Here is a 25,787-nt window from a genome sequence, read left to right as displayed (position 1 = left end):
ATGACTTGTCCAGTGATTGAACTGACTCAGGAATTAATTAAGCGACCTTCCGTCAGCCCCGATGATCAGGGCTGCCAGGAACTTCTGATCCAGCGTCTGCAAAATGCGGGTTTTACAATAGAAAGGATGCCGTTCGGTGATACTCTGAATTTCTGGGCCTATCGTGGAACAGGGGTAACCTTTGCTCTCGCTGGGCATACTGATGTTGTCCCTGCTGGTGATACCTCAGAATGGCAAAACCCACCATTCGAGCCAATTATCCGTGACGGTATGTTGTATGGTCGTGGTGCAGCAGATATGAAAGGCTCCCTGGCTGCGATGATAGTTGCAGCAGAACGCTTTGTTGCTGATAACCCTAATCATCAGGGCCGCCTTGCTTTTTTGATCACTTCAGATGAAGAAGCTAATGCAGTAAATGGCACTGTCAAAGTCGTTGAAACATTAATGTCACGCCATGAACGATTGGATTATTGCCTGGTGGGCGAGCCTTCCAGCCAGAAACGTCTCGGTGATACTATCAAAAATGGACGCCGTGGCTCCCTGACCGCCAATGTAACCATTCACGGTGTTCAAGGGCATGTTGCATATCCTCAATTCGCTGATAATCCTATTCACCACTCACTCCCCTTCCTACAGGAGTTAGTTAATACTAAATGGGACGACGGTAATGAATTCTTCCCTGCCACCAGTATGCAAATCGTGAATATTCTGGCAGGTACGGGAAGCAATAATGTCATACCGGGTAAATTGCAGGTTCAGTTTAATTTCCGTTTCAGTACCGAACTGACAGACACCGGGGTCCGCCAGCAGGTGGAAGATATGCTGAAAAAACATAAGTTGAAGCATGAAATTGAATGGTGGTTATCCGGTCAGCCTTTCCTGACCTGTAAAGGGGAGCTTGTTGATGCTACAGTTGAAGCCATCAAACATTATCGTGGATATCAGCCAGAATTATCGACAAGCGGCGGCACATCTGATGGGCGCTTTATTGCCAAAATGGGCGGGCAGGTCGTGGAATTGGGGCCTATTAATGCAACTATTCACAAAACAAATGAATGTGTCAGCGTGTCTGATTTACAGGAGTTAAGCCTGATCTATCAACGTATCATGGAGCAATTAATCAAATGATGACCCCTGAAATGCTGACTGGTGTATCGACAGGTCATTTGGTGACACTATCTGGTAATCATCGTTTACAATTTGACGCCACCAAAGCATTCCTTGCCATGCAACGAGACGCTGCCAATGCAGGCTTTAAGTTACAGCCCGCCAGCTCTTTTCGTGATTTCACACGCCAACAAACTATCTGGAATGAAAAATTTCGTGGTCAACGACCAGTATCAGATGTCAACAGCCAGCTTCTTGATATTACTCAAATGGCCGAAGGAGAAATTTGTGAAGCCATTCTCCGTTGGTCTGCCTTACCGGGGGCCAGCCGCCATCATTGGGGAACTGAGCTGGATATTTATGATCCTTTTCTGCTGCCACAAGGCAAACAGTTATTATTGGAACCATGGGAATATGAAGAAGGTGGTTACTTTGAATCACTATCAGATTGGTTAACAGAAAACATGTCCCGTTACGATTTCTATCGGCCCTTTACCCACGCCACGGTGCGAGGTGTAGCTTATGAACCCTGGCATATTAGTTACTGGCCGCTATCTCACGCAGCCGAATGCTTATTCAATGAACAAATTTTATTAGATGCCTGGCAAGATCGTGACATTGCTGGCATTAATTGGTTGACTACGAACCTCTCCTGTGTTTTTGAAAAATACATCAAAACAACAGAAGAGGTTTAAGGTCAATCACAATGTTAGAGGAGCCTGTTATGCACTGGCTAATGGATTATTGGTGGGTAGTTCTGTTGTTACTTGCAGGCATTATTATCAATGCAATAAAAGAACTGAGCCGGATCAATACAAAACGTTTTTTGGATAACAAACCTGAACTCCCTCCTCACCGGGATCTTAATGCTGCATGGGACGATGAGGACGACTGGCCTCAGGCAGGTGGCAAGAAAACGGATCACAAGAAATAGCCCGATCTTTCCATTGCCTGGCAAGTATTTCATCAATACTTGCCAATGCACTTGCTGTCTCTTCTCGCCAGCGTTTTAACAACGCATTACGTCCATTCAGAGACAAATCACGCACACATTGCTCAATTTCCATCTCCTGTTGGAGATGTTTTCTCAATGCAGGCAGAGCCAGATCATTCGCTAACAATAAGCGTTGCAATGCAAAATAAGAAGCGGATAAAGGACGATGTGCAAATGCAAAACCAGCCAGCTCTTGCCAGTCATTCTCATCAAGCTGGCTATCATCTTGATGAGCAATAGGTAAAACAAACCCAATCAATGACTCCAGCCACTTCACATCACGGGATAATTGTTGCTGTGCAGACTGAGCAAGCCATATCCCTTGTTCACTCAACGGCAAAATAGCCATCGCGGTATAGCAACCACTGCTCGCTTCAAGATGCGTTCCCATCCGCACTAATCGAAAACCGCATTTTTGCCAAAGTGCCCAAAGTTCAGCAGTGTAACCAAAACTGACCGACAGGAAATCCAGATTTTGCTCACGTGCTGCCTGACATTGCTGAGTAATTAAACACTGCGCGATACCAAGGCGACGATATTGTGCTTGCACCGCAATACGACTGACTCTTTGTGATCGCATTATGGCAGCCTGAGAAAAACCACTGTGCGCTGCCAGCGATTGAGCCACCAGATTCCCCCTTGGGCGACGACGGCCAGCCCATATTTCATGCGCCAGTGCCGGTGACAACCCGCCTTCATTCACTATCCACAGTGCACCAATCAGCTGTGGGTTATCATGCACAACACAAGAAGACATAGCCGCCAGAAATGTCATTCCACTGCCATCCAGCAAACGACGCAAATCAAGAGGAGAAGTTCGATAATGGGCACTTGTTAATAACCCATAGAACTGTCGCAATAACCAGGGTTGTTGTAACCACGTGGCTTGTTCAATGGAATTGAAGGATAAATTTTTTTCAATATCAAAATGAAACGGTTGTTGACAAAACAATCGACTATCATCAATACCGTTATCAAATAACAATGCGCTATCCAGCCATGTTTCTAATGGATCATTTTCGGCCCAGCGCATGGGTGTTTTCAGCTCTCTGATATGACAATCGGGTAAAGCAGAACAGAATTTCAATAAAAATCCTCGTCCGGTTCCTTCATAACCCTGTACAGTTGTGGTTAGCAGCACACGTGGAAAATGTCGAATAAGTTCCGCTAACTGTGGAATCGGAATTGCAGCGGCCTCATCAATCAAAAGCCAGTCTGCCGCTACCTTCTGTTCTGCACTATTATTGTCTGTGATCTGTTTCAGTCGAAGAAATTTCAGTAAATTATCGACCGACCAGAATAGTGCTCCCTGTTCGTCAGGATCAGAATGATCAACCCCCCCGGAATAATAACGAATAACTTCTGTTGTCACTTTTGCTGGTGCGCATAACCAACATTTTCCTCGCCACTGGCGCACCAACATTCCGGCAAGCGCAGACTTTCCTCGCCCACGCGGTGCAGTGATCACCCAAACACCTTGTGAAACTTGTAACAACTGTTCAAGGATCAACTTCTGACTGCTTGTTGGGTTCCCATCCGGCATGCTCCACAACTGAGTTTGAGGCAATAACTCCGGCTGAAAAGACGCTTCCTGCCGCCATAATAAACAATCAGGAGAAGTAAGGAGTTGCCATTGAATATGCTGAATAAAGCGCGGTGTGGGGATCACACCAACAGACTCATTCCAGCGAGAACTATCTTCATCTGGCAAATTAGCCCATTGTTTCCAGACAGGAACGCGCATCACCAGCCAGCTGCCTGCTTTCAGCGTACCCGCCAGTATTGCTAACGCTTCAGCATTAAAGCCACGGGTTGCATCAAAAACCCCGTGTAAAAATTCTCTTCCCAGTAAACCAGCCGATTTTGTGGGTTCAACAACATTTTTGGATTCAACAACATCATGAGCGTTGGAAGTAATTGTGATCCAATCCCCCTGAAACACCCCTTTCAAATAAGTGACGATCTGTTCACTCCACTGACTCTCACCGCTTAATACCAGCAAACGGCGTTGTCCTTGTCGTTGCATTTGTTCCTGCAACGCTATCCATTTCAAATCCAGTTCTGTCATGACTTGCCAATCACAATGGACAATATGCCTGCCGCAATCAATGGGCCGACCGGAACCCCTTTAAACAATGCTACACCTAACACCGTACCGACCAATAATCCCGCGACTGTAGAAGGTTGATTTGACATCAGGGATACGCCCCGACTACCTAGCCACGACACAAAAACACCGACGGCAATAGCGAGCAACGATTTCCAGTTCAGGAATGAACTGAAGATTTCTTGCGCAGAAATTTTTCCACTGGCGACAGGAGCCATGACTCCTACTGTGAGAATCAAAATACCCAGTGTTAAACCATACTTTTCAACCCAAGGGAAAAATTGATTCAATGGGGTAAGGCGGAGGACCAGCAAAAACAACATGGCCAGTATTACTGTCATGTTGTGGCTAATAATGCCAAGCCCAGCCAGTACTAATAAGATAAGTAAAGTGGGATCAATCTGACTCATAAATTCCCTGTTTTCTATCAAAATAGAAGATAATGCTTCTGACAGTAATCAATATATTATCTGACGCAGAGCAGAATAATAGCTTAATTACCTGGCATGTCAGTAAACCTATTGATGTTCGGTGGAAATATACCAACGAATAACTATATTTTCATAATAAAATAGTTGCTAATATACCCTGAATCTTTCAAGTTATCTCTATGATAGATATTAATGCTTTTATTAAGGTGAATGCGGAAAGATTGTGGGGAATACCTCGCAAACAGGATGCGTTCGTACAGGAAATATGAAAAAATCAGCGCTTTTAATCACTATAAGTGTGCTATTAACTGGTTGTACCACTCAATGGATACCCGCAAGGAGTAATCCCACACCTTTTCACGAAGCAAATGCAGAGTGCAATACAAGTGCTCTACAACGATTTCCAGTGAAAAACGAAGTGGCTCAAACTTCTCACCTTAGAACAGTCAAAAATTACTGTGGTAAAGATTGTTCTTATGAACAAAGTGTTCCTATGACTGAAAGTTATATCATTGATGTCAACGAACGCTCCAGAAATCAAATTTACAGATTTTGTATGCAGCAAAACGGCTGGCAGCAAAAAACAAAATATCTGCTGTAACCCGTGGCAACTAATACGTAATTGCTTTCATGCATTTCATTTTTCAGGTTGCAGCTAACAAAGCTGCAACCTGAAATTTATTGGATACAGATATTGCCGAATGGCTACATCCATTTAAGTAATCGTTTGCGTAATCAATCTAAAAGAACGCCAATACGGTGAGCTACCTCTTCATACGCTTCAACTAAGCCACCAAGACTTTGGCGGAAACGATCTTTATCCATTTTATCCATCGTTTGTTTATCCCATAAACGGCTACCATCTGGTGAAAACTCATCACCCAATACGATTTTCCCTTTGAACAGACCAAATTCCAGCTTAAAGTCCACCAAAATTAAGCCGGCATCATCAAATAACTGACTTAAAACTTCATTGGCTTTGTAACTCAGACGCTTCATCTCAGCTAAATGTTCCTTGCTGACCCAGCCGAATGTTTCGCAATACGATTCATTAACCATCGGATCATGTCTGGCATCATCTTTCAGGAACAAGTCAAACAAAGGTGGATTCAGAACCATTCCCTCTTCCACACCAAGACGTTTCACAAGTGAACCCGCCGCACGATTACGAATAACACATTCAACAGGCACCATATTCAGTTTTTTAACCAGAGATTCATTCTCTGATAGCAACTGTTCCATCTGGGTCGGAATACCTGCTTCTTCCAATTTACGCATAATGAAATAGTTGAACTTATTATTCACCATTCCTTTACGATCAAACTGTTCAATGCGTTCACCATCCAATGCTGATGTATCATTACGGAATTCCAGCACAAGCAGATCAGGATTATCAGTAGCGTACACTGTTTTTGCCTTTCCACGATACAACTCAGCTTTTTTCTGCATATTACACTCCAGAGATGCGACATCTTTTTTAAACGGAAAATTAAACAAAACATCTAACCTAAAACATTTCACTCAAATATATAAAGGGGCTTAAGCCCCTTTATATGTTATTTGTTTGTGGTCTTGCTAAATGCTGCTTGCAGCACTGCGACCATTTGATCATTTTCGGATTGAGTCAGCGGCTTACCTTTTTCGTTAATAAATTGCAAACTGCTTCGGTTATCCAGATCACCTACCTGTAACTTGTAGTTTCCTTCACTGATAGTCGGTGCCTCAACACCTAATGCTTTCCAGCCTGAAGAAGATAGCTCTTTATAAGTTACCGCTATTAAGCCAGTCGAACGGGTACGATCGGTAACTTGCATGCCGATGCTTTCCAATGTATATGGCAGCCTGTTCCAGACTGTATTGTATGATGCACGGACAATAATTTGTGGCAACCCTGTGTTATCGCTACCGCTCTGTACCGCCAAAGCACCCGTATCCTGAGTACCGTTCTGAGCCAACAGTTCTTGCTGTTCACTCAAACCTCTGGCCAATTCATTAAGCATCAATGTATTGTAATGCTGGATTTCCAGTGGATTGCTGACAACCTTATCGCCATGTTCCAGACCTGCATTTGAAACAGTCAAGGCTATTTGATAACCCTGCTGAGCAACCGAAATATGGTAACGTCCTTTATAAGGCACATTTTCATCTGACCGTGGCCACAAAACCCAGTCAGTTGTCAACGTTTTGGTGGCATCATTGCGTTGACTGACCTGATAACCTTTCTTAGCTAAGAAATCATTCACTTGTGACCACAATTTGCTGTATTCAGGCGTATTTTCAAGCAACAGCTTACTGCTTTGTGCGCTATTTTCAACACGAGATCCTGTCAATAACGCCAATGCCTGCAATGGTGGGCGTATATCAAGAGCCTTTCCGGTTGCCCCTTCTGAAGCCACTGGCGGAATATCATATTCACCATTTTGTAGTGGTAAGCTCATCCCAGCGGGAATATTCAATATCTTCAAAGGAGGCGTTTCAAGATAAGACTCATCACCACTTACCTGACGTTTATAGCGCTGATCGCTGGAGCATGCTGCCAGCAAGACAACCAATGACAGGCCAGCAATCTTCATGACCTTCGATTTTTGCAATAATGTTGCCATTAAAATTCCCTAAATTTTACAGTAATTCAGCCACTTTCAAGGCATTTTCAACTGAAATTTGCCCTTCTTGCGTCAATGAAACCATTGGCAGACGCAATGTGTCATCGGCAATTAACCCCAGTTTCTGACAGGCCCATTTAGCTGGCGCCGGGCTAGGTTCAACAAATAATTTATGATGCAATTCCATCAACCGGCTGTTCAGGCTACGCGCTTTCGCAAATTCACCACGACGAGCCAACTCACAAATTTGTGCCATTTCTGCCGCAGCCACATTCGTTGTTACAGAAATAACCCCTTTTCCACCAAGATGCATGAAATCGAGAAAACTTACATCATCACCACTCAGCAGAATGAAATTTTCATCATTAACCAATTCACGGATCTGACTGACACGACTTAAGTTCCCTGTTGCTTCCTTAATTGCGACAATATTTTTCAATTTCGCCAAACGTGCAACAGTCGATGGCAGTAAATCACATCCAGTACGAGATGGCACATTATACAGAATTTGTGGTAAGTCGGTATTCTCAGATATCGCTTTATAGTGCTGATATAAACCTTCCTGCGATGGCTTATTATAATAAGGTGTCACAGACAGGCAACCAACAACTCCGGTATTTTCAAAGCATCGGGTCAGAGAAATAGCTTCCGTAGTAGCATTTGCGCCTGTTCCGGCAATAATCGGAATACGGCCATCAGCTAATTCAAGTGTTGTCAGTACAACATCTACATGCTCATCATGAGTAAGTGTGGCACACTCTCCGGTTGTCCCAACAGAAACAATTGATGATGTACCACTGGCGACATGATAATCAATTAACTTTTTCAAACTGCTCTTGTCAACCTGACCTGTTGAATCCATTGGTGTGATTATTGCAACCATACTGCCCGTAAAATCGAAGTACCCACTCTCCATTACCATTTCCTCTTAACTAAATCTTACACTGCAAACAAGAAAATCATGGTACTTTCTTGTCATAAGGAAGGAAACTCTTTAACCATACGATTTCAATGAATTTTGTTAATACCAAATGTAGACGATTAAACAGAGATTATAATCGTAACCTTTCTCCCATAAATGCGATTGACCTTCCCCTGATCATTTTTTATGTTTAATAACGATATGTATAGCAGACATCTACCATAGATAAAGGAAATCACTTTGCCAAAATCAAAACCACATTTTTTAGTGATCACTGCTCTCGGTGCAGATCGCCCTGGTATCGTCAATACCATTACCCGCCTTGTTAATACATGCGGCTGTAATATTGAGGACAGCCGTCTGGCAATGTTTGGCGAAGAATTTACCTTTATCATGCTGCTATCTGGTAGCTGGAACTCGATTACCTTGATTGAATCCACTCTGCCCCAAAGAGCAGCTGAACTTGAATTACTCGTTGTGATGAAACGTACCCACAGCGGTGCTCAGACAAAATTTCCTTCAACAGTTTCAGTCCGGGTAGATGTAGATGATTCTCCCGGTATTGTTGAACGTTTTACTAATCTGTTCACAACCCAGAATTTCAATATTGCTGAACTGGTATCAAAAACCCATCCGGTCGATGAAAATATGCCCGCTCGTTTGCAGATCCAAATTACAGGCCATAATCCACTGGATGATAACGGGATTGTATTTAAAGAAACCTTTTATCGCCTGTGCACCGAATTGAATGCGCAAGGCAGTATTAGTGTGCAGGAAGCGTTGGATGGTAAGGCTTGAGTACACTCGCCACAATAGGAATTGGCCCCAGAGCAGATTTTCCGTATGAACACCTTGGGTTAAAATCCCACCTTACTTTATCGAATAAAAATAAAGTGGGATCACCAGATATTTACCTTGCTAACATCGTATTGAGCGCCTGAGATAAAACAATTCTATTTTCTTTATCCTCAAATAAACTGGAATGATTACCGGGTATAGCAATCAGCCGTATTAAAGAAGCAGGCATCACTTCACTCCATCCTAATGAACAGTCCATAATTAAAGACGTCTGTTCAGAATCTGTGGAAACTGACATAGATTTAGAGGGAGGAGGATCTATCGCATAAAACTAATGTAACGTCACTGTCAATGTTTCTGGCACATAATCTTTAACTATTTGCGCATAATTTTCTCTCTGCTCCAGCTGTTTTGCGGCCAAGTCTGTTAACCTTATCACCACTATTCAACCGTTGCTGAACAATGGCATAAGCCAGTATCCCACCAGAAGAGTAACCACATATCCGGTATGGGCCTTCAGGCTGAACGGCTTTCATAAAGGTGATAACTCTGGCGGCCAGCATTTCCATTGTCGATATCAGTTCCTCATTCATAGACGGCCAGGGCAACGCATAAACCGGATAACCTGACTGGATATGTTCAGTCACCCCGAAAGTATAGGAATAATCGCCTGTTCCAGTGGGAACAAAGAATAAAGGCGGTAGTGCTCCGCCAGAACGTACAGTATTCCCGAAACCGCGACAGGCCACGGATGGTGAGTGCTTAATTCAGGGATAGCAATTCCAGAAAGTGTTTCACCATTAAGACTATTTCCCGCTGTAGCAATGTTATCTTTCATTTATTACCTCATCTAAACGAATCTGTTAGTTGTTTAAAAATGATCAATCTGTAGGATTATCAAAAATATTTTTTCTTGCTTTTTGTTTTGTTCATTTGACTGGAGAGAAATATAACTCATGCCTAAGACATTATTCAGAATATTTAATTGGTATTTTCTATCAGACTTTTAAATTTCATCGTTTAATTTTTGATTAATAAACATCAACTTTACAACAATTTTTCTAATAACGGAGTAAATAATTAATTTGGCAAATCAGAATAAGATATTCTGTCTTCATTTTTATTTTTCTAGATGAACTCATTCATTTTTTATTGACTACGTTTATTAACCTAATAAATAAAAATTATCTTAGCTTAAGAATAATTCTATTTAAAATTATTTTATAAATGCAATTGCATTTATAGTGATGATTAAAAATCATCAATAAAAATTAATTTCACCTCTTGTTATTTAATTAAAAAAACATGAACAGAGTAATAATCAATACAATAAGATGTATTACAGTTAGTTTATTCTTTGATGTAATATTTCAAACACTCAGAAATATCTTACAGCCTGAGACAAACTGCGAAAATAGAACCATCGGTTTTTGTTCAGATAGACTCCCTCACATCCTCATAGCGCCCTAATTTTCGGTAAACGAAGAAAGTTAAAAACAGGATGAAGATCACACTATTTTTAAATCAGGAATTGGGTACGGAATGACGGATATATCCGGCTTCAAAGAGTCCTGATGAAAATCCGTCTTCTGCATAAGACAGAGAGCGATTTCGCATGAGCTCAATGCCCAACACCAGCCATTCGGCCAGTTGCCAGCTCTTCGAAAGATGCAGAATACGTATTAATGAGTGAACATCTGGTAGTATTAGTGTATAAAATCCATTTGAATAAAAACGATTAAACGGAGAATGCGTGATGAGTCCATTGAAAGCCGGAGATAAGGCCCCTCAATTCAGCCTTCCTGACCAAGATGGTGAAAACATTAACTTATCTGACTTCAAAGGTCAGCGTGTTTTAGTTTATTTCTATCCCAAAGCAATGACACCGGGCTGTACTGTTCAGGCGTGTGGTTTACGCGACACGATGGACGAACTGGAAAAAATTAATGTCACAGTATTAGGCATCAGTACAGATACTCCCGAAAAATTATCCCGCTTTGTCGAGAAAGAGATGCTGAATTTCACTCTGCTTTCTGATGTTGATCATCAGGTTGCCGGGCAATTTGGTGTTTGGGGTGAAAAGCAGTTTATGGGAAAAACCTATGACGGTATTCATCGCATCAGTTTTTTAATTGATCCAGCAGGTAATATTGAACACGTTTTTGATAAATTCAAAACCAGTGACCACCACCAAGTTGTTCTGAATTATCTAAAACAGCATTCATCTTGATAAACTTACAGGCTAATAACACAATCCCCCATCAATCAGATGGGGGATTTTTTTACGGGCTATTATATTCCATACCATTATAACCACGTGCTTGACAATAATCGCAACTTAACCACTTTTGCGGTGCTTCTGCATTGTCAGCACTATCGCGGTTCACTATGACTACTCTTCTGCTTTTTCTTCTGGCCAGACATTAATGACCGCTTTGATCAAAGTCGCCAATGGGATAGCAAAAAAAACGCCCCAGAATCCCCATAATCCACCAAAAATAATAACAGAAAGAATAATAACCAGTGGATGGAGATTTACTGCTTCTGAAAACAGAATAGGTACAAGCAGGTTTCCGTCTAATCCTTGTACAACCGAGTAAGCGATAAATAGTGTCCAAAAATCTGTTCCGAAACCCCACTGGAATAATGCAACTATAATCACAGGAATAGTAACAATCACCGTACCTACATAGGGAATTAACACGGACAGGCCAACGAGTACAGCAAGTAGCATCGAATAATGCAATTTAAAGAAAGCAAATACCGCGTAAGTAAAAATGGTCAGGATAACCATTTCCATCACTTTTCCACGGATATAATTCGTAATCTGTTGATTCATTTCATGCCATACTTTCCCGGCTAAACCGTGGTTACGTGGCAATATACTTTGTAATGCTGCAACCATCTTATTTTTATCTTTCAGCAGGAAAAATACCATAAAAGGAACAATAATCAGGTAAATAGAAAAAGTTAACAGCCCAATCAAAGATGCCACGGAAAACTTAACCACAGATTCACCGGCTAAAGAAAGTTTGCCACGCAGATTTTCTGCAAACATTTCAATGATACCTGCATCAACCAGAGCAGGATAACGGGAGGGTAAAGTATGGGCATACTCATTAAAATGGTTAATCATATTTGGCAGATCAGAAAACAGATTCACTCCCTGTTGCCAGACCGTTGGGGCAACGATTAGGATAATCAGGGCACTAATCCCCATAAAAATGGTTAATACAATAGTCACAGAAAGTGAGCGGCTACACCCTAATTTTTCCAGTTTTACCGTTGGCCATTCCAGTAAATACGCCAGTACAATTGCGGCAAGAACTGGTGCCAAAATGCCATTAAAAAAATAAATGATGCCAAAACCTGCTAACAAAATGAACGATAATGCAGCAATTTGTGGATCAGCAAAACGGCGGTGATACCATTGCATGATCATATCCAACATAGACAAAACTCCCTGATAATAAAACTTAACAATTATTTTACTGAAATTGCTTACAACTGATTGATTTTAAGTTACCCTTTTCTATCATACACGTATCCCGAAAATGATAGCTAACTGGACATAGTGTTTTTATTAGAAGTGTTTTTATGAGAATCGCTTTATGAAAAAAACGTCTACTAAAAAATCCCTGATAGCGATATTGGTTAATCTGACACTATTTGGTAATACTCCGGCCCTTTCCGCACCTGTTGCAGATTCATTACCAGATATTGGTACAACAGCAGGATCTACACTCAGTATCAATCAAGAAATAGAACTAGGTGATTTCTATATCCGTCAAATACGTGCTGAAACTCCGCTGATTTATGATCCACTATTAACAAAATACATCAATATGCTAGGCCAGCGGTTAGTAAATCACGCAAATGCGGTCAAAACGCCTTTTCATTTTTATATCGTCAATAACCCTAACATTAATGCGTATGCTATTTTCGGTGGCAATGTTGTACTACACTCAGCCCTGTTCCGTTATAGCCGAAATGAAAGCGAATTAGCGTCTGTCATGGCCCATGAAATCGCCCATGTCACTCAGCGTCATTTAGCCCGCCGGATGGAAGATATTCAACGAAAATCACCGCTGGCATGGGCTGGAGCATTAGGTTCTATCTTACTGCTAATGGCTAATCCACAAGCAGGAATGGCAGCATTAAGTGGTACTCTGGCTGGTTTTACACAAGGCATAATCAGCTTTACTCGTGAAAACGAACAGGAAGCAGACCGTATAGGTGTGCGGATATTAAACCAGGCCGGATTTGATCCTTATGGAATGCCCAATTTCATGCAAACTCTAGGAGATCAATCCCGGTACAGCTCTAAACTGCCAGAAATGTTATACACCCATCCACTGCCTGACAACCGCTTAGCTGACGCCCGCAATAGAGCCAATCAATACCCCAAAAAATCTATCCCAGAATCACAGGATTATCTGCTTGCTCGCGTGCGTATTCTGACAATAAAGCCTACAACACAATCTTATGCACAATCTCCCTATACAGAGGAGTTTCTGAACAAATACAGCCAAGGAACCCCAAAAGAAAAAATTGCCGCCTCTTACGGGCGGGTTCTCTTGCTAATCCAAAATAAAAAATATGCTGAAGCCAGAACAATACTGACTCCATTACTGGATGCGCAACCAGATAATATATGGTTTATCGACGCCATGACAAATATTGATATTGAACAATCACAGTATGCGCAAGCTATTACCCGCTTACAACAAGCCTTTCAAAAACATAAAAATGATCCAGTACTACAAATCAATCTCGCTAATGTCTATATTCAGGCTAAACAATATCCAAAGGCTTCACAGCAGCTATTCCAATATACCTTTAACTATCCTGATGATTTAACGGGATGGTCATTAATGGCAGAAGCGGCAGGTAAACAAGGAAAACGCAGTACTGAATTGGCAGCTTATGCAGAAACCATGGCATTAAAAGGACAGTTTGATAGGGCTATAAATTATCTCAGTCAGGCCAGTGCATTGGTAAAATTAAATAGTTATGATCAAGCCCGCTACGATGCCCGCATTGATCAGTTACGCCAACTGCAACAACGTTATAGCCAATATGAGAAATGAGGTTTTTTTACATGCAAGATATTATTTTTTATCATAATCCCCGTTGCTCAAAAAGCCGGGAAACGCTTAAGTTAGTTGAAGACCTTGGGATTACACCAGAAATCATTCATTATCTCGATACACCTCCAACAGCAGAACAACTTGCTGTTTTATTAAAAAAACTGGGTTTCAACGATGCCCGTCAGTTAATGCGAACTAAAGAAGCACTCTATAAAGAACTGGCGCTTGATAATAGTGAACTATCACAGGAAGCCTTACTTCAGGCAATGTCCGAGAACCCTAAACTCATAGAACGCCCAATTGTTGTGGCAGGAGATAAAGCACGCTTAGGACGCCCGCCAGAGCAAGTTAAAGAAATTTTAGGCGATTAATTAATCTGAGATAGACAAAAAAGTGATAGGGAAATACCGCTATCACTTTTTCGCCCTTTGCTTCCTGACCCGACTTGTTAAAGGTCAAGAATATCTTTTACAAACGGAATTGTGAGTTTACGTTGAGCCACAATAGAAGCACGGTCAAGCTCATCTAACGTCCTGAATAGCGTTTGCATTTCCCTATCAAGTCGTTTTAACACAAAACGGCCTACATCTTCAGGTAATTCAAATCCCCGTAGCTTCGCCCGCAATTGCAATGCCTGAATTTTTTCATCATCAGACAGTGGCTGCAATTTGTAGATCTGTCCCCAATCCAGGCGAGATGCCAAATCTGGTAATGTTAAGTTAATTTGCCGGGGAGGACGATCTCCGGTGATCAAAAGACAGGTTCGGCCGATCTCTACAATTCGGTTATAAAGATTAAAAATAGCCATTTCCCATAACTGATCACCTGCAATACACTCCACATTGTCAATGCACACCAATGATAAATGTTCCATACCATCAAGAACTTCCGGAACAAAATAAGCACGTTTATCTAATGGTACATATCCTACAGCCTCCCCTTGTTGGGACAATTCGGCACAGGCTGCGTGGAGTAAATGGCTCTTGCCCCCACCATCGCGGGACCAAAAATAAATATAACTGCCATGTGATTGACTAATAGCCAATTTTATTGCTGCTAATAAAGACGTATTCTCACCTGCAAAAAAACTGGCAAATGTTTCATCATCAGGCAAATATAAGGGCAATGAAAGCTGCGCCGGTGTATTCAGAAGCACCTCAAACAGAACGGATAACGAACAGCACTAAGTCTACCATAAAAACCAAGTCTACCGCAAAAAACAGCAGCAAATGAAATGAATCCGGCTTGTATCAAAACCTGTTTTTCATTTTAAGGGATTATTCATCCAGATATTCGTTAAAAAATACACTATAGAGCAGACTTTCAAATCACCATTGACTATGTAATTAAAAATATTATACAACGTCAAAGACGATATTCGGTTATTACATCATCAGATATATTCGAGGAATTCACCATGGATATTGAGAATATTTTAAGACTAGTCACCAGACGAGCACAAAACACATTTAAAGCTGGCTCATCAACCCATATCCCCTACTCTACAAAAGATATTGATTGCATTGGAGATACTCTAAATCCTAACATAGAAAAATTCATAGATACCTTTTTTAAAGTTCACACTAACGTAGAGAAAATGCGTAATACACTTATACAAAGAAAGAAAGACGATGATATTCCCTATAGCTATGCTTATTATACCGTTAATAAATTCAGAAGAAATCTTGCTGGAAATTGTCACGAACTTAGCGATTATGCTCTTCATGAATTAATGAAACTCCACTCACTTGAAATTTTTCATCATTATAGAAAAATAGATAGAAATCCAACTTTTATAGTTTCATGTAGTCTCACCGCCCCCTATGATCATGTTTTTATTATGATATACCATCCTCGAACCTGTTCTGATGATATTCAGCATGAATTCGATAAGCTCAATACCCTTCAACCAGAAGCCTGGATATGCGATCCCTGGGCTGATATTATTTGTCAAGGTTCACAATATCCTTTTGAATGGCAGAAAAAAATGCAAATATGGTATGTTAATGATCACTATGTGCCTTCAGTAGTAGACAGCCAAAAGTGTAATGAAATCAAAACTGACATGTATAACCAATGTTTTTCTCCTTTACGACAACTTATATTCACGACCATACGTGATAAGGCAGAAGTTATACTTTTAAACCGAGCATTTATTGATGGGACAGGTAAACTTTATCAATTAACAGATAAAAATATAATAACTGATTATAATACATCCGAAATGAATAATATGAGTTACACTAAACTCTTTGACTATTACAAAGAGTGATAAAAAAAATAGTAAGAAAAAATGTAAGTGGCTATGGCTTCATTAATAATGAAATGATTTTTTTTGATGAGTTATTTTTCCTTATCTGACTTAGAAATTATCAAAGCGTTAGCTTCTTTCAAAATTTCACTGATTTCATCCTTATCTAGATCACCTTCAATAGATATGGAGCTACCATCACTTTTAACTACAGATATTTTTAGGTTACGGCCACCTCCGAGGAGTGAAATTAAAGCTTTTCTTATATCATCAAGATATCTTAAATTATCTTTAAAAAAAGTGAGCGTTGGTTTAACTGCATTGAACGTTTTTGGACGATATCTGACTGAATCAACTTCTATGTGAAATTTAGCAAGCTCAGTATAAAGCGCTTTTATCAGAGACTCATCTATATATAAAGTAATAGTGCTTATGTTTTCCATTCTGTCCCTCTATACTTTTCATCTTATTGTCATCTAACCTTTTTAGTATAGTAAAAATTTATGGAAGAAAAGATATCGAATCAATAGACAGGAGTACAACTGATATATGTATTGATACTACGAAAAACATTACACAACTTATCACTATATAAAAAATATGAGAAAGAGTTCGTTCAAAAACTCTTTCTCATAAAGCAAAGCCAATATAAATTATTTTAGGCCCTCACTCATTTTTTTATTATCGTCAAGAGATATTATTTTGTACCAAATATCTTATCGCCTGCATCCCCCAGGCCAGGAACAATATACCCATGTTCATTAAGACGTTCATCGATAGACGCGGTATATAACTCAACATCAGGATGAGCTTTCTCCAGTGCTGCAACACCTTCTGGTGCGGCAACCAAAACTAATACCTTAATGACAGGGCAACCTGCTTTTTTCAGTAGATCAATCGTAGCAATCATAGAACCACCTGTTGCCAACATCGGATCAACAACCAGCGCCATACGCTCATTAATGTCAGAAACCAGTTTTTGGAAATAAGGCACAGGCTCAAATGTTTTCTCATCACGATAAACACCGACAACACTGATACGGGCACTCGGAATATTTTCCAAAACTCCATCCATCATTCCCAAACCTGCACGCAAAATAGGCACTACTGTGATTTTTTTTCCTTTGATCTGATCTATTTCTACCGGACCACACCATCCATCAATGGTCACTTTCTCAGTTTCTAAATCAGCAGTTGCTTCATATGTCAGAAGATTTCCCACTTCTGAGGCCAGTTCACGAAAACGCTTAGTGCTTATGTCATGGTCGCGCATCAGGCCCAGTTTATGTTTAACGAGTGGATGTTTAACCTCAACGATCTTCATGGGTTTCTCCTACTGTATATAGCCGGCAGATAAAAAAATCGCGGGATTATACCTCCTTTTTGATATCGCGCCACTATCCATCTATTGATTTTTAGCAACCACAAGTATTTTTCTTCAATTTTTTTATCCGTAATAACCTACAGAAAGCTATCGCAAACGTTTGCCCAGACTGTTAGAATTATTTCCGTTCTGTTTTATTCATTCAAATGCAATCGCCTGGGAGCGACACAGTGACCAACAAAATCTCTCTTAGCTATAAAGATGCCGGTGTCGATATTGACGCTGGTAATGCCTTAGTCAATCGTATCAAAGGCGTAGTGAAACAGACCCGACGCCCTGAAGTGATGGGGGGATTGGGAGGATTCGGCGCATTATGTGCCCTGCCACAAAAATATCGCGAACCTATTTTAGTTTCCGGCACAGATGGCGTTGGTACTAAACTGCGTCTGGCAATGGATCTGAAACGTCATGATACTATCGGAATTGATTTGGTCGCCATGTGTGTTAACGATCTGGTGGTTCAAGGTGCAGAGCCGCTGTTCTTCCTTGATTATTATGCGACAGGTAAATTAGATGTTGATACAGCATCCAGTGTCATTACCGGCATTGCAGAAGGCTGTAAACAAGCCGGTTGTGCACTGGTCGGTGGAGAAACAGCCGAAATGCCCGGCATGTATCATGGAGAAGATTACGACGTTGCGGGTTTCTGTGTCGGCGTGGTTGAAAAATCAGAAATCATTGATGGTAGTCAGGTTCAGGTCGGCGATGCACTGATTGCATTAGCATCCAGCGGACCACACTCTAATGGCTATTCATTAATTCGCAAAATCCTTGAAGTCAGTCAGACCAATCCTGAGACAACCAAACTGGATGATAAGCCATTAGCTGATCATTTAATTGCGCCGACCCGTATTTATGTCAAACCATTACTTGAATTAATTGAGAATGTTGAGATCCACGCGATTTCTCATCTGACGGGTGGCGGCTTCTGGGAAAATATTCCCCGTGTTCTGCCAGAAAATATGCAGGCAAGAATCGAGGGGACTAGCTGGCAATGGCCTGCGATTTTCAAATGGTTGCAGCAGGCAGGTAATGTCAGCGATCACGAAATGTACCGCACATTCAACTGTGGAGTCGGTATGATAATTGCCCTACCACAATCTCAGGCAAAACAGGCAATTGAGTGGCTAAACACAGCGGGTGAAAATGCGTGGCAAATCGGCAGCATTGCTGAACTTGGTCACAACGAACAGCAAGTCGTTATTAGTTAACAGAAAGCCAGTTAATAAAAGCCTGTCAATAGAAAGTCATCCTATGAAAAAAATTGTGGTATTAATTTCTGGTAATGGCAGTAATCTACAATCCATTATTGATGCCAGCCGACAAAACCGGATTAATGGGCAGGTCTGTGCAGTATTCAGCAACAATGCCAATGCTTATGGCCTGCAACGGGCAGAATGCGCGGGTATTCCCACGCATTTTCTCAATCCGAAAGAGTATTCAGATCGTGCAGATTATGATTTTGCCCTACTCACCGCTCTTGATCGATATCAGCCCGATTTGGTCGTTTTAGCGGGTTATATGAGAATATTGTCACCCGGTTTTGTACAGCATTATCGCGGACGCCTGATTAATATTCACCCATCCCTGCTACCGAAATATCCCGGTCTGCATACCCATCGTAAAGCAATAGAAAATGGCGATCAGGAGCACGGTACTTCTGTCCATTTTGTTACTGAAGAGCTTGATGGTGGTCCCATTATCTTGCAGGCTAAAGTCCCAATCTTTGCAGGCGATCAGGAAGAAGATGTTATCAGACGCGTTCAAACTCAGGAGCATAATATCTACCCGCTGGTCATCGGCTGGTTCCTGGATCAGCGCCTGAGAATGGATAACAATACCGCCATTATGGATGGCAAGATATTGCCACCACAAGGTTATGCTTCAGAATAACCAATATTATTAGATCAATTACAGCATTGTGTTCAGAATTAATGTGTTCAGGTTAGCATGTAAAATTAATGCATTGAGATTAATACGCTTTAAAGCTAATGTATTAAAGCTAATCATGTTAAAATAATGAAAATTAACCAGACACTTTGCTGTATGTTATTATTTCGGAAAGTTCTTTTTCCATATTTCGTTCTTTTCCTATATTTGTTGGCTCTGTCAATACAGTGCTGATCCAAAGCTGCAACTTGAAAGGCGACGGGGATATCTAGTAATAATTAACTATCCGTATATCATTTCGTACAGACCAAAACTAAATCGGCCCTTATCGTAAAAACACTGAGGTATCTAATGTCCAGTGGTTCTGGAAATCCACCTGTAAACTTACGCCCCCTCGAACGGGAAGATCTCCCTTTCGTCCACCAGCTTGATAACAATGCCAGTGTCATGCGCTATTGGTTTGAAGAGCCTTATGAAGCTTTTGTCGAATTATGCGATCTCTATGACAAACATATCCATGACCAAAGTGAACGCCGTTTTATTATAGAGAACATGAACGCTAAAGTCGGTTTGGTTGAGTTGATGGAAATTGATTATGTTCACCGCCGTGCCGAATTTCAGATCATTATTGCACCAGCTTATCAAGGGCAAGGCTATGCAACTGAGGCCGTTAAACTTGCGATGGAGTACGCATTTTCTGTACTCAATCTCTACAAACTCTATTTAATCGTTGATAAAGAGAACGAAAAAGCAATTCATATATACAATAAGTTAGGGTTTTATAAAGAAGGTGAATTAATCGATGAATTTTTCGTAAACGGCTCTTATCATACTGCTATTCGGATGTGTACTTTCCAACATCACTATTTTGCTAATAAAAGTCGTCATTCTCAGCGTAAAAAGCAAGATCGTTAACCCAATAAATGGACCAAATGGAGTCGTAATGTCCCACGACCGCCTCTATACAGAAAAAGAACTCAGTTGGCTCTCTTTCAATGAACGCGTACTTCAGGAAGCGGCTGACAAAAGCAATCCACTTATTGAAAGAATGAGGTTTCTGGGGATCTACTCCAATAACCTGGATGAATTTTATAAAGTTCGTTTTGCTGATGTAAAACGTCGTATTCTTATTAGCGAAGAACGGGGCTCTGCAACCAGCGCCCGGCAATTATTCAAAAAGATCCAGTCTAAAGTAGCCAAAATCGATCAAGAGTTTGATGAACTCTATAACGATTTATTATTGGAAATGGCACGCAACCAGATTTTCTTGATCAATGAACGGCAGATATCTCCCAATCAACAAATCTGGTTGCGGCAATATTTCCGGCAACATTTACGTCCGCATATTACACCTATCGTTATCAATCCAGAGACTAATCTGGTTGAATTTTTGAAAGATGATTACACCTATTTGGCCGTGGAAATTATTCGGGGACAAGAAACAACATATGCCCTGCTGGAAATTCCAGCAGACAAAGTTCCCCGTTTTGTTAATCTGCCACCAGAAATGCCAAAAAAACGCAAATCAATGATTTTACTTGATAACATTTTGCGTTATACACTGGATGAAATTTTCAAAGGTTTTTTTGATTACGATACACTGAACGTCTACTCCATGAAAATGACCCGTGATTCTGAATACGATTTAGCAACGGAAATGGAGTCCAGTTTGTTGGAATTGATGTCTTCAACCCTGAAACAACGGTTAACAGCCGAGCCGGTCCGCTTTGTTTATCAACGAGATATGCCGGATGAAATGGTAGAGCTACTACGCAATAAGTTAGGGTTGTCTAATGATGACTCCGTCATTGCTGGTGGCCGTTATCACAACTTCAAAGATTTCATTAAGTTTCCCAATGAAGGAAACCGGACCCTCCTGAATAAACCAATGCCACGCTTACGTCATACCTGGTTCGATCATTTCCGCAACGGTTTTGATGCCATCCGTGAACAAGATGTTTTGCTCTATTATCCTTATCATACTTTCGAGCATGTACTGGAATTACTGCGGCAGGCATCATTCGATCCGAGTGTATTATCAATAAAAATCAATATCTATCGTGTAGCTAAAGACTCACGCATTATTGATTCTATGATCCATGCGGCTCACAACGGTAAAAAAGTGACGGTAGTAGTGGAGTTACAGGCACGATTTGATGAAGAGGCTAACATCCACTGGGCAAAACGCCTGACTGAAGCAGGCGTGCATGTGATTTTCTCTGCTCCGGGCCTGAAAATTCACGCTAAGCTGTTTATCATTTCACGCCTTGAAAGCAGTGAAATTATCCGCTATGCCCACATCGGTACAGGAAATTTCAATGAAAAAACGGCACGCTTATATACCGACTATTCCCTGCTAACCGCCAAGCCAGAAGTCACCAATGAAGTACGTCGTGTATTTAACTTTATTGAAAATCCTTATCGCCCTGTAACATTTGAGAATTTGATGGTATCACCCCAAAATTCACGTGCAATGCTCAATAAGTTAATTACTCAAGAAATCGAAAATGCCAAAGCGGGAGAAGCAGCAGGCATTACCTTAAAAATAAATAACCTGGTAGACAGAGAATTAGTGGATCGCCTGTATGATGCCTCCGAAGCGGGTGTCAAAGTACGTCTTCTGATCCGGGGCATGTGTTCTCTGGTTCCCAATCAACCCGGTTTTAGTGAGAATATTCAGGTCACCAGTATTGTAGATCGCTTTCTTGAGCATGATCGGGTTTATGTTTTCACCAATCAAGGGAATGAAAAAGTTTTTCTCTCTTCCGCAGACTGGATGACCCGGAATATTGATTATCGTATTGAAGTCGCAGTTTGTTTGTTAGATCCCCTGTTAAAACAACGAGTTTTGGATATCTTAGAACTCCAGTTTAACGATACAGTCAAGGCGCGCTATATTGATAAAGAACTGAGCAACCGCTATGTGCCACGGGGAAATAAGCGTAAAATCCGCGCACAAACTGCCATTTACGATTATCTGAAAAACCTGGAACAACCGGAACCAAGAGCCTAATTTATGCCGTTGAAACACGATAAACCAACGCCTAAGCCGCTGGAAATTGCAACCATTGACCTGGGTTCTAACAGTTTTCATATGGTTATCGCCCGTATTGTAAATGACGCATTACAAGTTATAGGGCGTCTAAAAAAACGGGTTTACCTTGCTGATGGCCTCAATGATAAAAATGAGTTAAGTGAAGAATCTATCAGTCGCGGTCTTGACTGCCTGTCGTTATTTGCTGAACGGTTGCAGGGTTTCTCTGCGGAAAATGTCTGCCTTGTAGGTACTCATAGTCTACGGGAAGCAACCAACGCGGAAGAATTCCTGAAACGAGCCAAAGAGGTTATTCCTTATCCAATTGAAATTATTTCCGGTCATGAAGAAGCCCGTTTGATCTTCATGGGGGTAGAACATACTCAACCTGAAAAGGGCCGTAAGCTGGTGATTGATATTGGTGGTGGTTCCACCGAGTTGGTCATTGGTGAGGACTTCGAACCTTTATTAATTGAAAGCCGCCGTATGGGATGCGTAAGTTTTTCCCGTCAGTTTTTTCCTGGTGGAGTAATAAATGAGCATAATTTCCGCAGAGCAAGGCTTCAGGCAGAACAAAAACTGGAGAATCTCATCTGGCAATTCCGCACAAAAGGCTGGGATTTTGCTCTGGGAGCATCGGGGACTATCAAAGCAGTCCATGAAGTACTGGTCGAATTTGGTGAAAAAGATGGTTTGATTACACCAGAGCGCCTCCATATGCTGGTGAAACGGGTATTAAAATACAATAACTTCAATTCTCTGGATTTACCCGGTTTACCCGAAGATCGCAAACAAACTTTTGTTCCGGGTCTGGCTATTCTGTGCGGTATATTTGATGCCTTGCATATTCAGGAATTACGTTTGTCTGACGGAGCATTACGTGAAGGTGTTCTTTACGAAATGGAAGATCGCTTCCGCCATCAGGATATTCGTCAAAGAACAGCCAAAAGCCTTGCTGATCACTATAATATTGACAGGGAACAAGCCAGCCGTGTCTGGAACACAGCCAAAACACTTTATGACCAATGGGCGGTACAAAATCCCAAACGAGTACAACCACAACTGGAAGCCATTCTGCTCTGGGCAGCGATGCTTCATGAAGTTGGCTTAAGCATCAACCTGAGTGGTTTACAGCGACATTCTGCCTATATCCTGCAACACACGGACTTACCCGGCTTTAATCAAGAACAGCAATTATTGTTAGCAACATTGGTTCACTATCACCGCAAAGCAGTTAAAGTTCATGAACACCCCCGTTTCTATCTGTTCAAGAAAAAACAATATCTTCCGATGCTCCAGATATTGAGATTAGCAACCTTGCTGAATAATCAACGCCAATCCACGACGACACCTGAATCTTTAAGGCTGGAAACAGATCATGGTCACTGGACACTTTATCTTCCCAAAAACTATCTAATTCAGAATGTACTGATGCAGTTAGACTTAGAGAAAGAACAGGTTTACTGGGGTGATGTGACGGGTTGGCACTTACATATCCAGGAGGAATCACCAACTGCGGAGTTGGAACATCATCAGTAAAAACAGCAAAATATGATGGAACAAAATGGCAATCCTAAGACAAAATAGCACCATATCCTCCCAAACCGGGTAGCTTTGTACAGATTTTTGCAAAAACTATTTGCATAAATTAAAGGTAGACTATGTTACAACCAGCCTTTAAACCTGATAATGGGAATGTCACCAGCCAACATTCCCAAAAGCTGGCTCTAATTCGCCAGAACCTGTTTTCGCTGCTCATTGACGATAAGCTATTTGTTGATTCGTTATTGGGGCAAGCTGATGCACATGCAAAAATTAGCGATGACCAATTATCAGGGAAGATTGAAGAAGTCAAATCCCTTCTGACCAATCTGCATACAGCAGATATTGCCGATATTCTGGAAGCATTACCTTATGATGAACGTCTTGCTTTATGGCGGCTCATTGATAATAACCAGCGTGGTGGAGTGCTGGTGGAAGCCTCTATTCCAGTCTGGGATAACTTAATCAAAGACATGTCTGATCTGGAACTGCTCAGAGCAATCGGAACACTACACGTAGATGAACAGGCTTATATTGCTGAACACCTTCCCAGGGATACAACACGCCGTTTACTGACCTATCTGGAACCTGGTCAGCGTAACCGCATCCGGGAAGTATTACAGTACCATAAGGACAGTATCGGCCAGATGATGGATTTCGAATTTGTGACAGTACGAGGTAATGTCACACTCAGTACTGTTCAGCGTTTCCTGCGTTCCCGCGGCTCTATTCCAGAAACAACGGATAAAATCTTTGTCATTGATCGTAAAAATCGCCTTCAGGGAGAACTTCTACTGACGACTTTGCTAACCAATGCACCGGATAAACTTGTAGCTGAGGTGATGAACATAGATACCGTCACTTTTTCTGCCTGAGCAAAAAGGCGAAGATGCTGCCAGTGCGTTCGAACGTTATGACTTGATTTCTGCTGCGGTAGTGGATAGTAACGGGCGGTTGATGGGTCGTCTGACTGTCGAAGATATCGTTGATACTTTAAGCGAAGAAACGGATACCAATATCCGACGTATGGGCGGCCTGAGCCGTGAAGAAGATGTCTTCGCACCGGTTGGGCAGGCAGTAAAAACCCGCTGGACTTGGCTCGCCATTAATTTGTGCACAGCGTTTGTCGCTTCACGTGTTATCGGCCTGTTTGAACATACTATTTCCCAACTCGTCGCTCTTGCCACTTTAATGCCTATTGTAGCAGGCATCGGGGGTAATACCGGTAACCAGACTATCACCATGATCGTACGGGCACTGGCTCTCCACCAGATCCAAACAGGGAGTTTCTCTTATCTTTTATTGAGGGAACTTGGTGTTGCTCTGATAAACGGTGTCATTTGGGGAGGTATTATGGGTATTGTCACTTATGTGCTCTATGATGACCTTGCAATGGGGGGCGTAATGACAATGGCAATGATACTAAACCTGCTGATGGCTGCATTAATGGGGGTATTGATACCTTTTATTATGATGAAGTTAGGCAGAGATCCTGCGATTGGTTCCAGTGTTATGATCACTGCAATTACTGATACTGGCGGTTTCTTTATCTTTTTGGGATTGGCAACGCTGTTTTTGGTTTAATGAGTTCACCAATATTTAAGAAACTCTGTATTCAGGAAACGCCGATTAAA

At 41.4% G+C, this 25,787-nt stretch carries 25 protein-coding genes and 1 pseudogene; 15 read left to right on the top strand and 11 right to left on the bottom strand.

The features are described 5' to 3' along the window. Genes dapE through BDD26_RS13290 form a run of 3 tightly spaced genes read left to right on the top strand, consistent with a single transcriptional unit; the run spans position 1 to position 2,041 of the window. Positions 1-1,128 (top strand): succinyl-diaminopimelate desuccinylase, encoded by a 1,128-nt coding sequence (gene dapE / locus BDD26_RS13300; RefSeq protein ID WP_115826791.1) that lies wholly within the window; start codon positions 1-3, stop codon positions 1,126-1,128. Next, positions 1,125-1,802 carry a M15 family metallopeptidase gene (locus BDD26_RS13295; RefSeq protein WP_115826790.1) on the top strand — a complete coding sequence of 226 codons (678 nt, stop codon included), beginning with the start codon at positions 1,125-1,127 and terminating at the stop codon, positions 1,800-1,802. Before dapE ends, BDD26_RS13295 begins: the two co-directional genes overlap by 4 nt. A gap of 29 nt (positions 1,803-1,831) precedes the next feature. Then, on the top strand, positions 1,832-2,041 hold the full coding sequence (locus BDD26_RS13290) for a YpfN family protein (protein ID WP_072022066.1): 210 nt from the start codon (positions 1,832-1,834) through the stop codon (positions 2,039-2,041). Here the strand turns inward: BDD26_RS13290 and BDD26_RS13285 are convergent. Together BDD26_RS13285 and BDD26_RS13280 are read right to left on the bottom strand one after the other, a co-directional pair. After that, positions 1,971-4,169, bottom strand: a complete 2,199-nt coding sequence (locus tag BDD26_RS13285; protein ID WP_115826789.1) for a tRNA(Met) cytidine acetyltransferase TmcA — start codon at positions 4,167-4,169, stop codon at positions 1,971-1,973. The two genes, BDD26_RS13290 and BDD26_RS13285, sit on opposite strands and share 71 nt — an antisense overlap. Continuing rightward, positions 4,166-4,618: a DUF441 domain-containing protein gene (locus BDD26_RS13280; protein WP_038269771.1), complete on the bottom strand. Its 453-nt coding sequence runs from the start codon at positions 4,616-4,618 to the stop codon at positions 4,166-4,168. Before BDD26_RS13280 ends, BDD26_RS13285 begins: the two co-directional genes overlap by 4 nt. 244 nt (positions 4,619-4,862) lie before the next feature. Between BDD26_RS13280 and BDD26_RS13275 the strand changes: the two genes are divergently transcribed. Continuing rightward, positions 4,863-5,240, top strand: a complete 378-nt coding sequence (locus BDD26_RS13275; protein ID WP_147299018.1) for a hypothetical protein — start codon at positions 4,863-4,865, stop codon at positions 5,238-5,240. 134 nt (positions 5,241-5,374) lie between these two features. On the opposite strand, the gene purC is transcribed toward BDD26_RS13275, so the two are convergent. From purC to dapA, 3 genes are all read right to left on the bottom strand, one after another. Then, positions 5,375-6,088: a phosphoribosylaminoimidazolesuccinocarboxamide synthase gene (gene purC / locus BDD26_RS13270; protein WP_038269775.1), complete on the bottom strand. Its 714-nt coding sequence runs from the start codon at positions 6,086-6,088 to the stop codon at positions 5,375-5,377. A gap of 107 nt (positions 6,089-6,195) precedes the next feature. Continuing rightward, entirely contained in the window at positions 6,196-7,242 is a 1,047-nt protein-coding gene (gene bamC, locus BDD26_RS13265) for an outer membrane protein assembly factor BamC (RefSeq protein ID WP_038269777.1), read from the bottom strand. Positions 7,243-7,258: 16 nt separating this feature from the next. After that, on the bottom strand, positions 7,259-8,158 hold the full coding sequence (gene dapA, locus BDD26_RS13260) for a 4-hydroxy-tetrahydrodipicolinate synthase (RefSeq protein ID WP_038269780.1): 900 nt from the start codon (positions 8,156-8,158) through the stop codon (positions 7,259-7,261). 246 nt (positions 8,159-8,404) lie between these two features. Between dapA and BDD26_RS13255 the strand changes: the two genes are divergently transcribed. Continuing rightward, positions 8,405-8,962, top strand: a complete 558-nt coding sequence (locus BDD26_RS13255; RefSeq protein ID WP_038269782.1) for a glycine cleavage system transcriptional repressor — start codon at positions 8,405-8,407, stop codon at positions 8,960-8,962. Positions 8,963-9,333: 371 nt separating this feature from the next. On the opposite strand, the gene BDD26_RS13250 is transcribed toward BDD26_RS13255, so the two are convergent. Both BDD26_RS13250 and BDD26_RS20245 read right to left on the bottom strand, forming a co-directional pair. After that, complete coding sequence (locus tag BDD26_RS13250) at positions 9,334-9,609, bottom strand: thioesterase domain-containing protein (RefSeq protein ID WP_244922734.1); 276 nt, start codon at positions 9,607-9,609, stop codon at positions 9,334-9,336. Continuing rightward, the gene (locus BDD26_RS20245; protein ID WP_244922733.1) at positions 9,606-9,800 is read right to left on the bottom strand and encodes a hypothetical protein; all 195 of its coding nucleotides are present in this window, start codon (positions 9,798-9,800) and stop codon (positions 9,606-9,608) included. Before BDD26_RS20245 ends, BDD26_RS13250 begins: the two co-directional genes overlap by 4 nt. Before the next feature lie 918 nt (positions 9,801-10,718). Between BDD26_RS20245 and bcp the strand changes: the two genes are divergently transcribed. Beyond that, a complete protein-coding gene (gene bcp, locus BDD26_RS13245) occupies positions 10,719-11,192 on the top strand; it encodes a thioredoxin-dependent thiol peroxidase (protein ID WP_038269791.1) in 474 nt (157 codons plus the stop codon). 162 nt (positions 11,193-11,354) lie between these two features. Here the strand turns inward: bcp and BDD26_RS13240 are convergent, their stop codons facing one another. Further along, entirely contained in the window at positions 11,355-12,413 is a 1,059-nt protein-coding gene (locus BDD26_RS13240) for an AI-2E family transporter (protein WP_038269793.1), read from the bottom strand. Between the two features lie 160 nt (positions 12,414-12,573). Here BDD26_RS13240 and bepA point away from each other — a divergent pair, with 160 nt between their 5' ends. Both bepA and arsC read left to right on the top strand, forming a co-directional pair. Then, entirely contained in the window at positions 12,574-14,052 is a 1,479-nt protein-coding gene (bepA, locus tag BDD26_RS13235; RefSeq protein WP_115826787.1) for a beta-barrel assembly-enhancing protease, read from the top strand. Positions 14,053-14,063: 11 nt separating this feature from the next. Continuing rightward, positions 14,064-14,423, top strand: a complete 360-nt coding sequence (gene arsC, locus BDD26_RS13230) for an arsenate reductase (glutaredoxin) (protein WP_038269797.1) — start codon at positions 14,064-14,066, stop codon at positions 14,421-14,423. A gap of 77 nt (positions 14,424-14,500) precedes the next feature. On the opposite strand, the gene hda is transcribed toward arsC, so the two are convergent. Next, a complete protein-coding gene (gene hda / locus BDD26_RS13225; protein ID WP_038269800.1) occupies positions 14,501-15,208 on the bottom strand; it encodes a DnaA inactivator Hda in 708 nt (235 codons plus the stop codon). A gap of 261 nt (positions 15,209-15,469) precedes the next feature. Here hda and BDD26_RS13220 point away from each other — a divergent pair, with 261 nt between their 5' ends. Next, a complete protein-coding gene (locus BDD26_RS13220; RefSeq protein WP_115826786.1) occupies positions 15,470-16,324 on the top strand; it encodes a hypothetical protein in 855 nt (284 codons plus the stop codon). 71 nt (positions 16,325-16,395) lie between these two features. On the opposite strand, the gene BDD26_RS13215 is transcribed toward BDD26_RS13220, so the two are convergent. Together BDD26_RS13215 and upp are read right to left on the bottom strand one after the other, a co-directional pair. Continuing rightward, positions 16,396-16,746: a hypothetical protein gene (locus BDD26_RS13215; protein WP_115826785.1), complete on the bottom strand. Its 351-nt coding sequence runs from the start codon at positions 16,744-16,746 to the stop codon at positions 16,396-16,398. 254 nt (positions 16,747-17,000) lie between these two features. Continuing rightward, positions 17,001-17,627 carry a uracil phosphoribosyltransferase gene (gene upp, locus BDD26_RS13210; protein WP_038269806.1) on the bottom strand — a complete coding sequence of 209 codons (627 nt, stop codon included), beginning with the start codon at positions 17,625-17,627 and terminating at the stop codon, positions 17,001-17,003. A 230-nt stretch (positions 17,628-17,857) separates the two neighbouring features. Here upp and purM point away from each other — a divergent pair, with 230 nt between their 5' ends. The 6 genes and pseudogenes from purM (at position 17,858) to mgtE (ending at position 25,737) form a co-directional block, all read left to right on the top strand. Continuing rightward, complete coding sequence (purM, locus tag BDD26_RS13205) at positions 17,858-18,898, top strand: phosphoribosylformylglycinamidine cyclo-ligase (RefSeq protein WP_115826784.1); 1,041 nt, start codon at positions 17,858-17,860, stop codon at positions 18,896-18,898. 43 nt (positions 18,899-18,941) lie between these two features. Further along, positions 18,942-19,580 (top strand): phosphoribosylglycinamide formyltransferase, encoded by a 639-nt coding sequence (gene purN / locus BDD26_RS13200; RefSeq protein ID WP_038269810.1) that lies wholly within the window; start codon positions 18,942-18,944, stop codon positions 19,578-19,580. Between the two features lie 348 nt (positions 19,581-19,928). After that, positions 19,929-20,492, top strand: a complete 564-nt coding sequence (gene speG, locus BDD26_RS13195; RefSeq protein WP_115826783.1) for a spermidine N1-acetyltransferase — start codon at positions 19,929-19,931, stop codon at positions 20,490-20,492. Positions 20,493-20,520: 28 nt separating this feature from the next. Then, positions 20,521-22,590 (top strand): polyphosphate kinase 1, encoded by a 2,070-nt coding sequence (ppk1, locus tag BDD26_RS13190; RefSeq protein WP_115826782.1) that lies wholly within the window; start codon positions 20,521-20,523, stop codon positions 22,588-22,590. Positions 22,591-22,593: 3 nt separating this feature from the next. After that, entirely contained in the window at positions 22,594-24,150 is a 1,557-nt protein-coding gene (gene ppx, locus BDD26_RS13185) for an exopolyphosphatase (protein WP_115826781.1), read from the top strand. 122 nt (positions 24,151-24,272) lie between these two features. Continuing rightward, positions 24,273-25,737 (top strand): annotated as a pseudogene (mgtE, locus tag BDD26_RS13180) (magnesium transporter). Positions 25,738-25,787: the final 50 nt, after the last annotated feature.

Origin of the sequence: Xenorhabdus cabanillasii (genome assembly GCF_003386665.1) — a bacterium.
In the GTDB taxonomy this organism is placed as follows: domain Bacteria; phylum Pseudomonadota; class Gammaproteobacteria; order Enterobacterales; family Enterobacteriaceae; genus Xenorhabdus; species Xenorhabdus cabanillasii.
The sequence above is the reverse complement of the archived record's forward strand: the minus strand, read 5'-3'. Positions and strand labels throughout refer to the sequence as shown.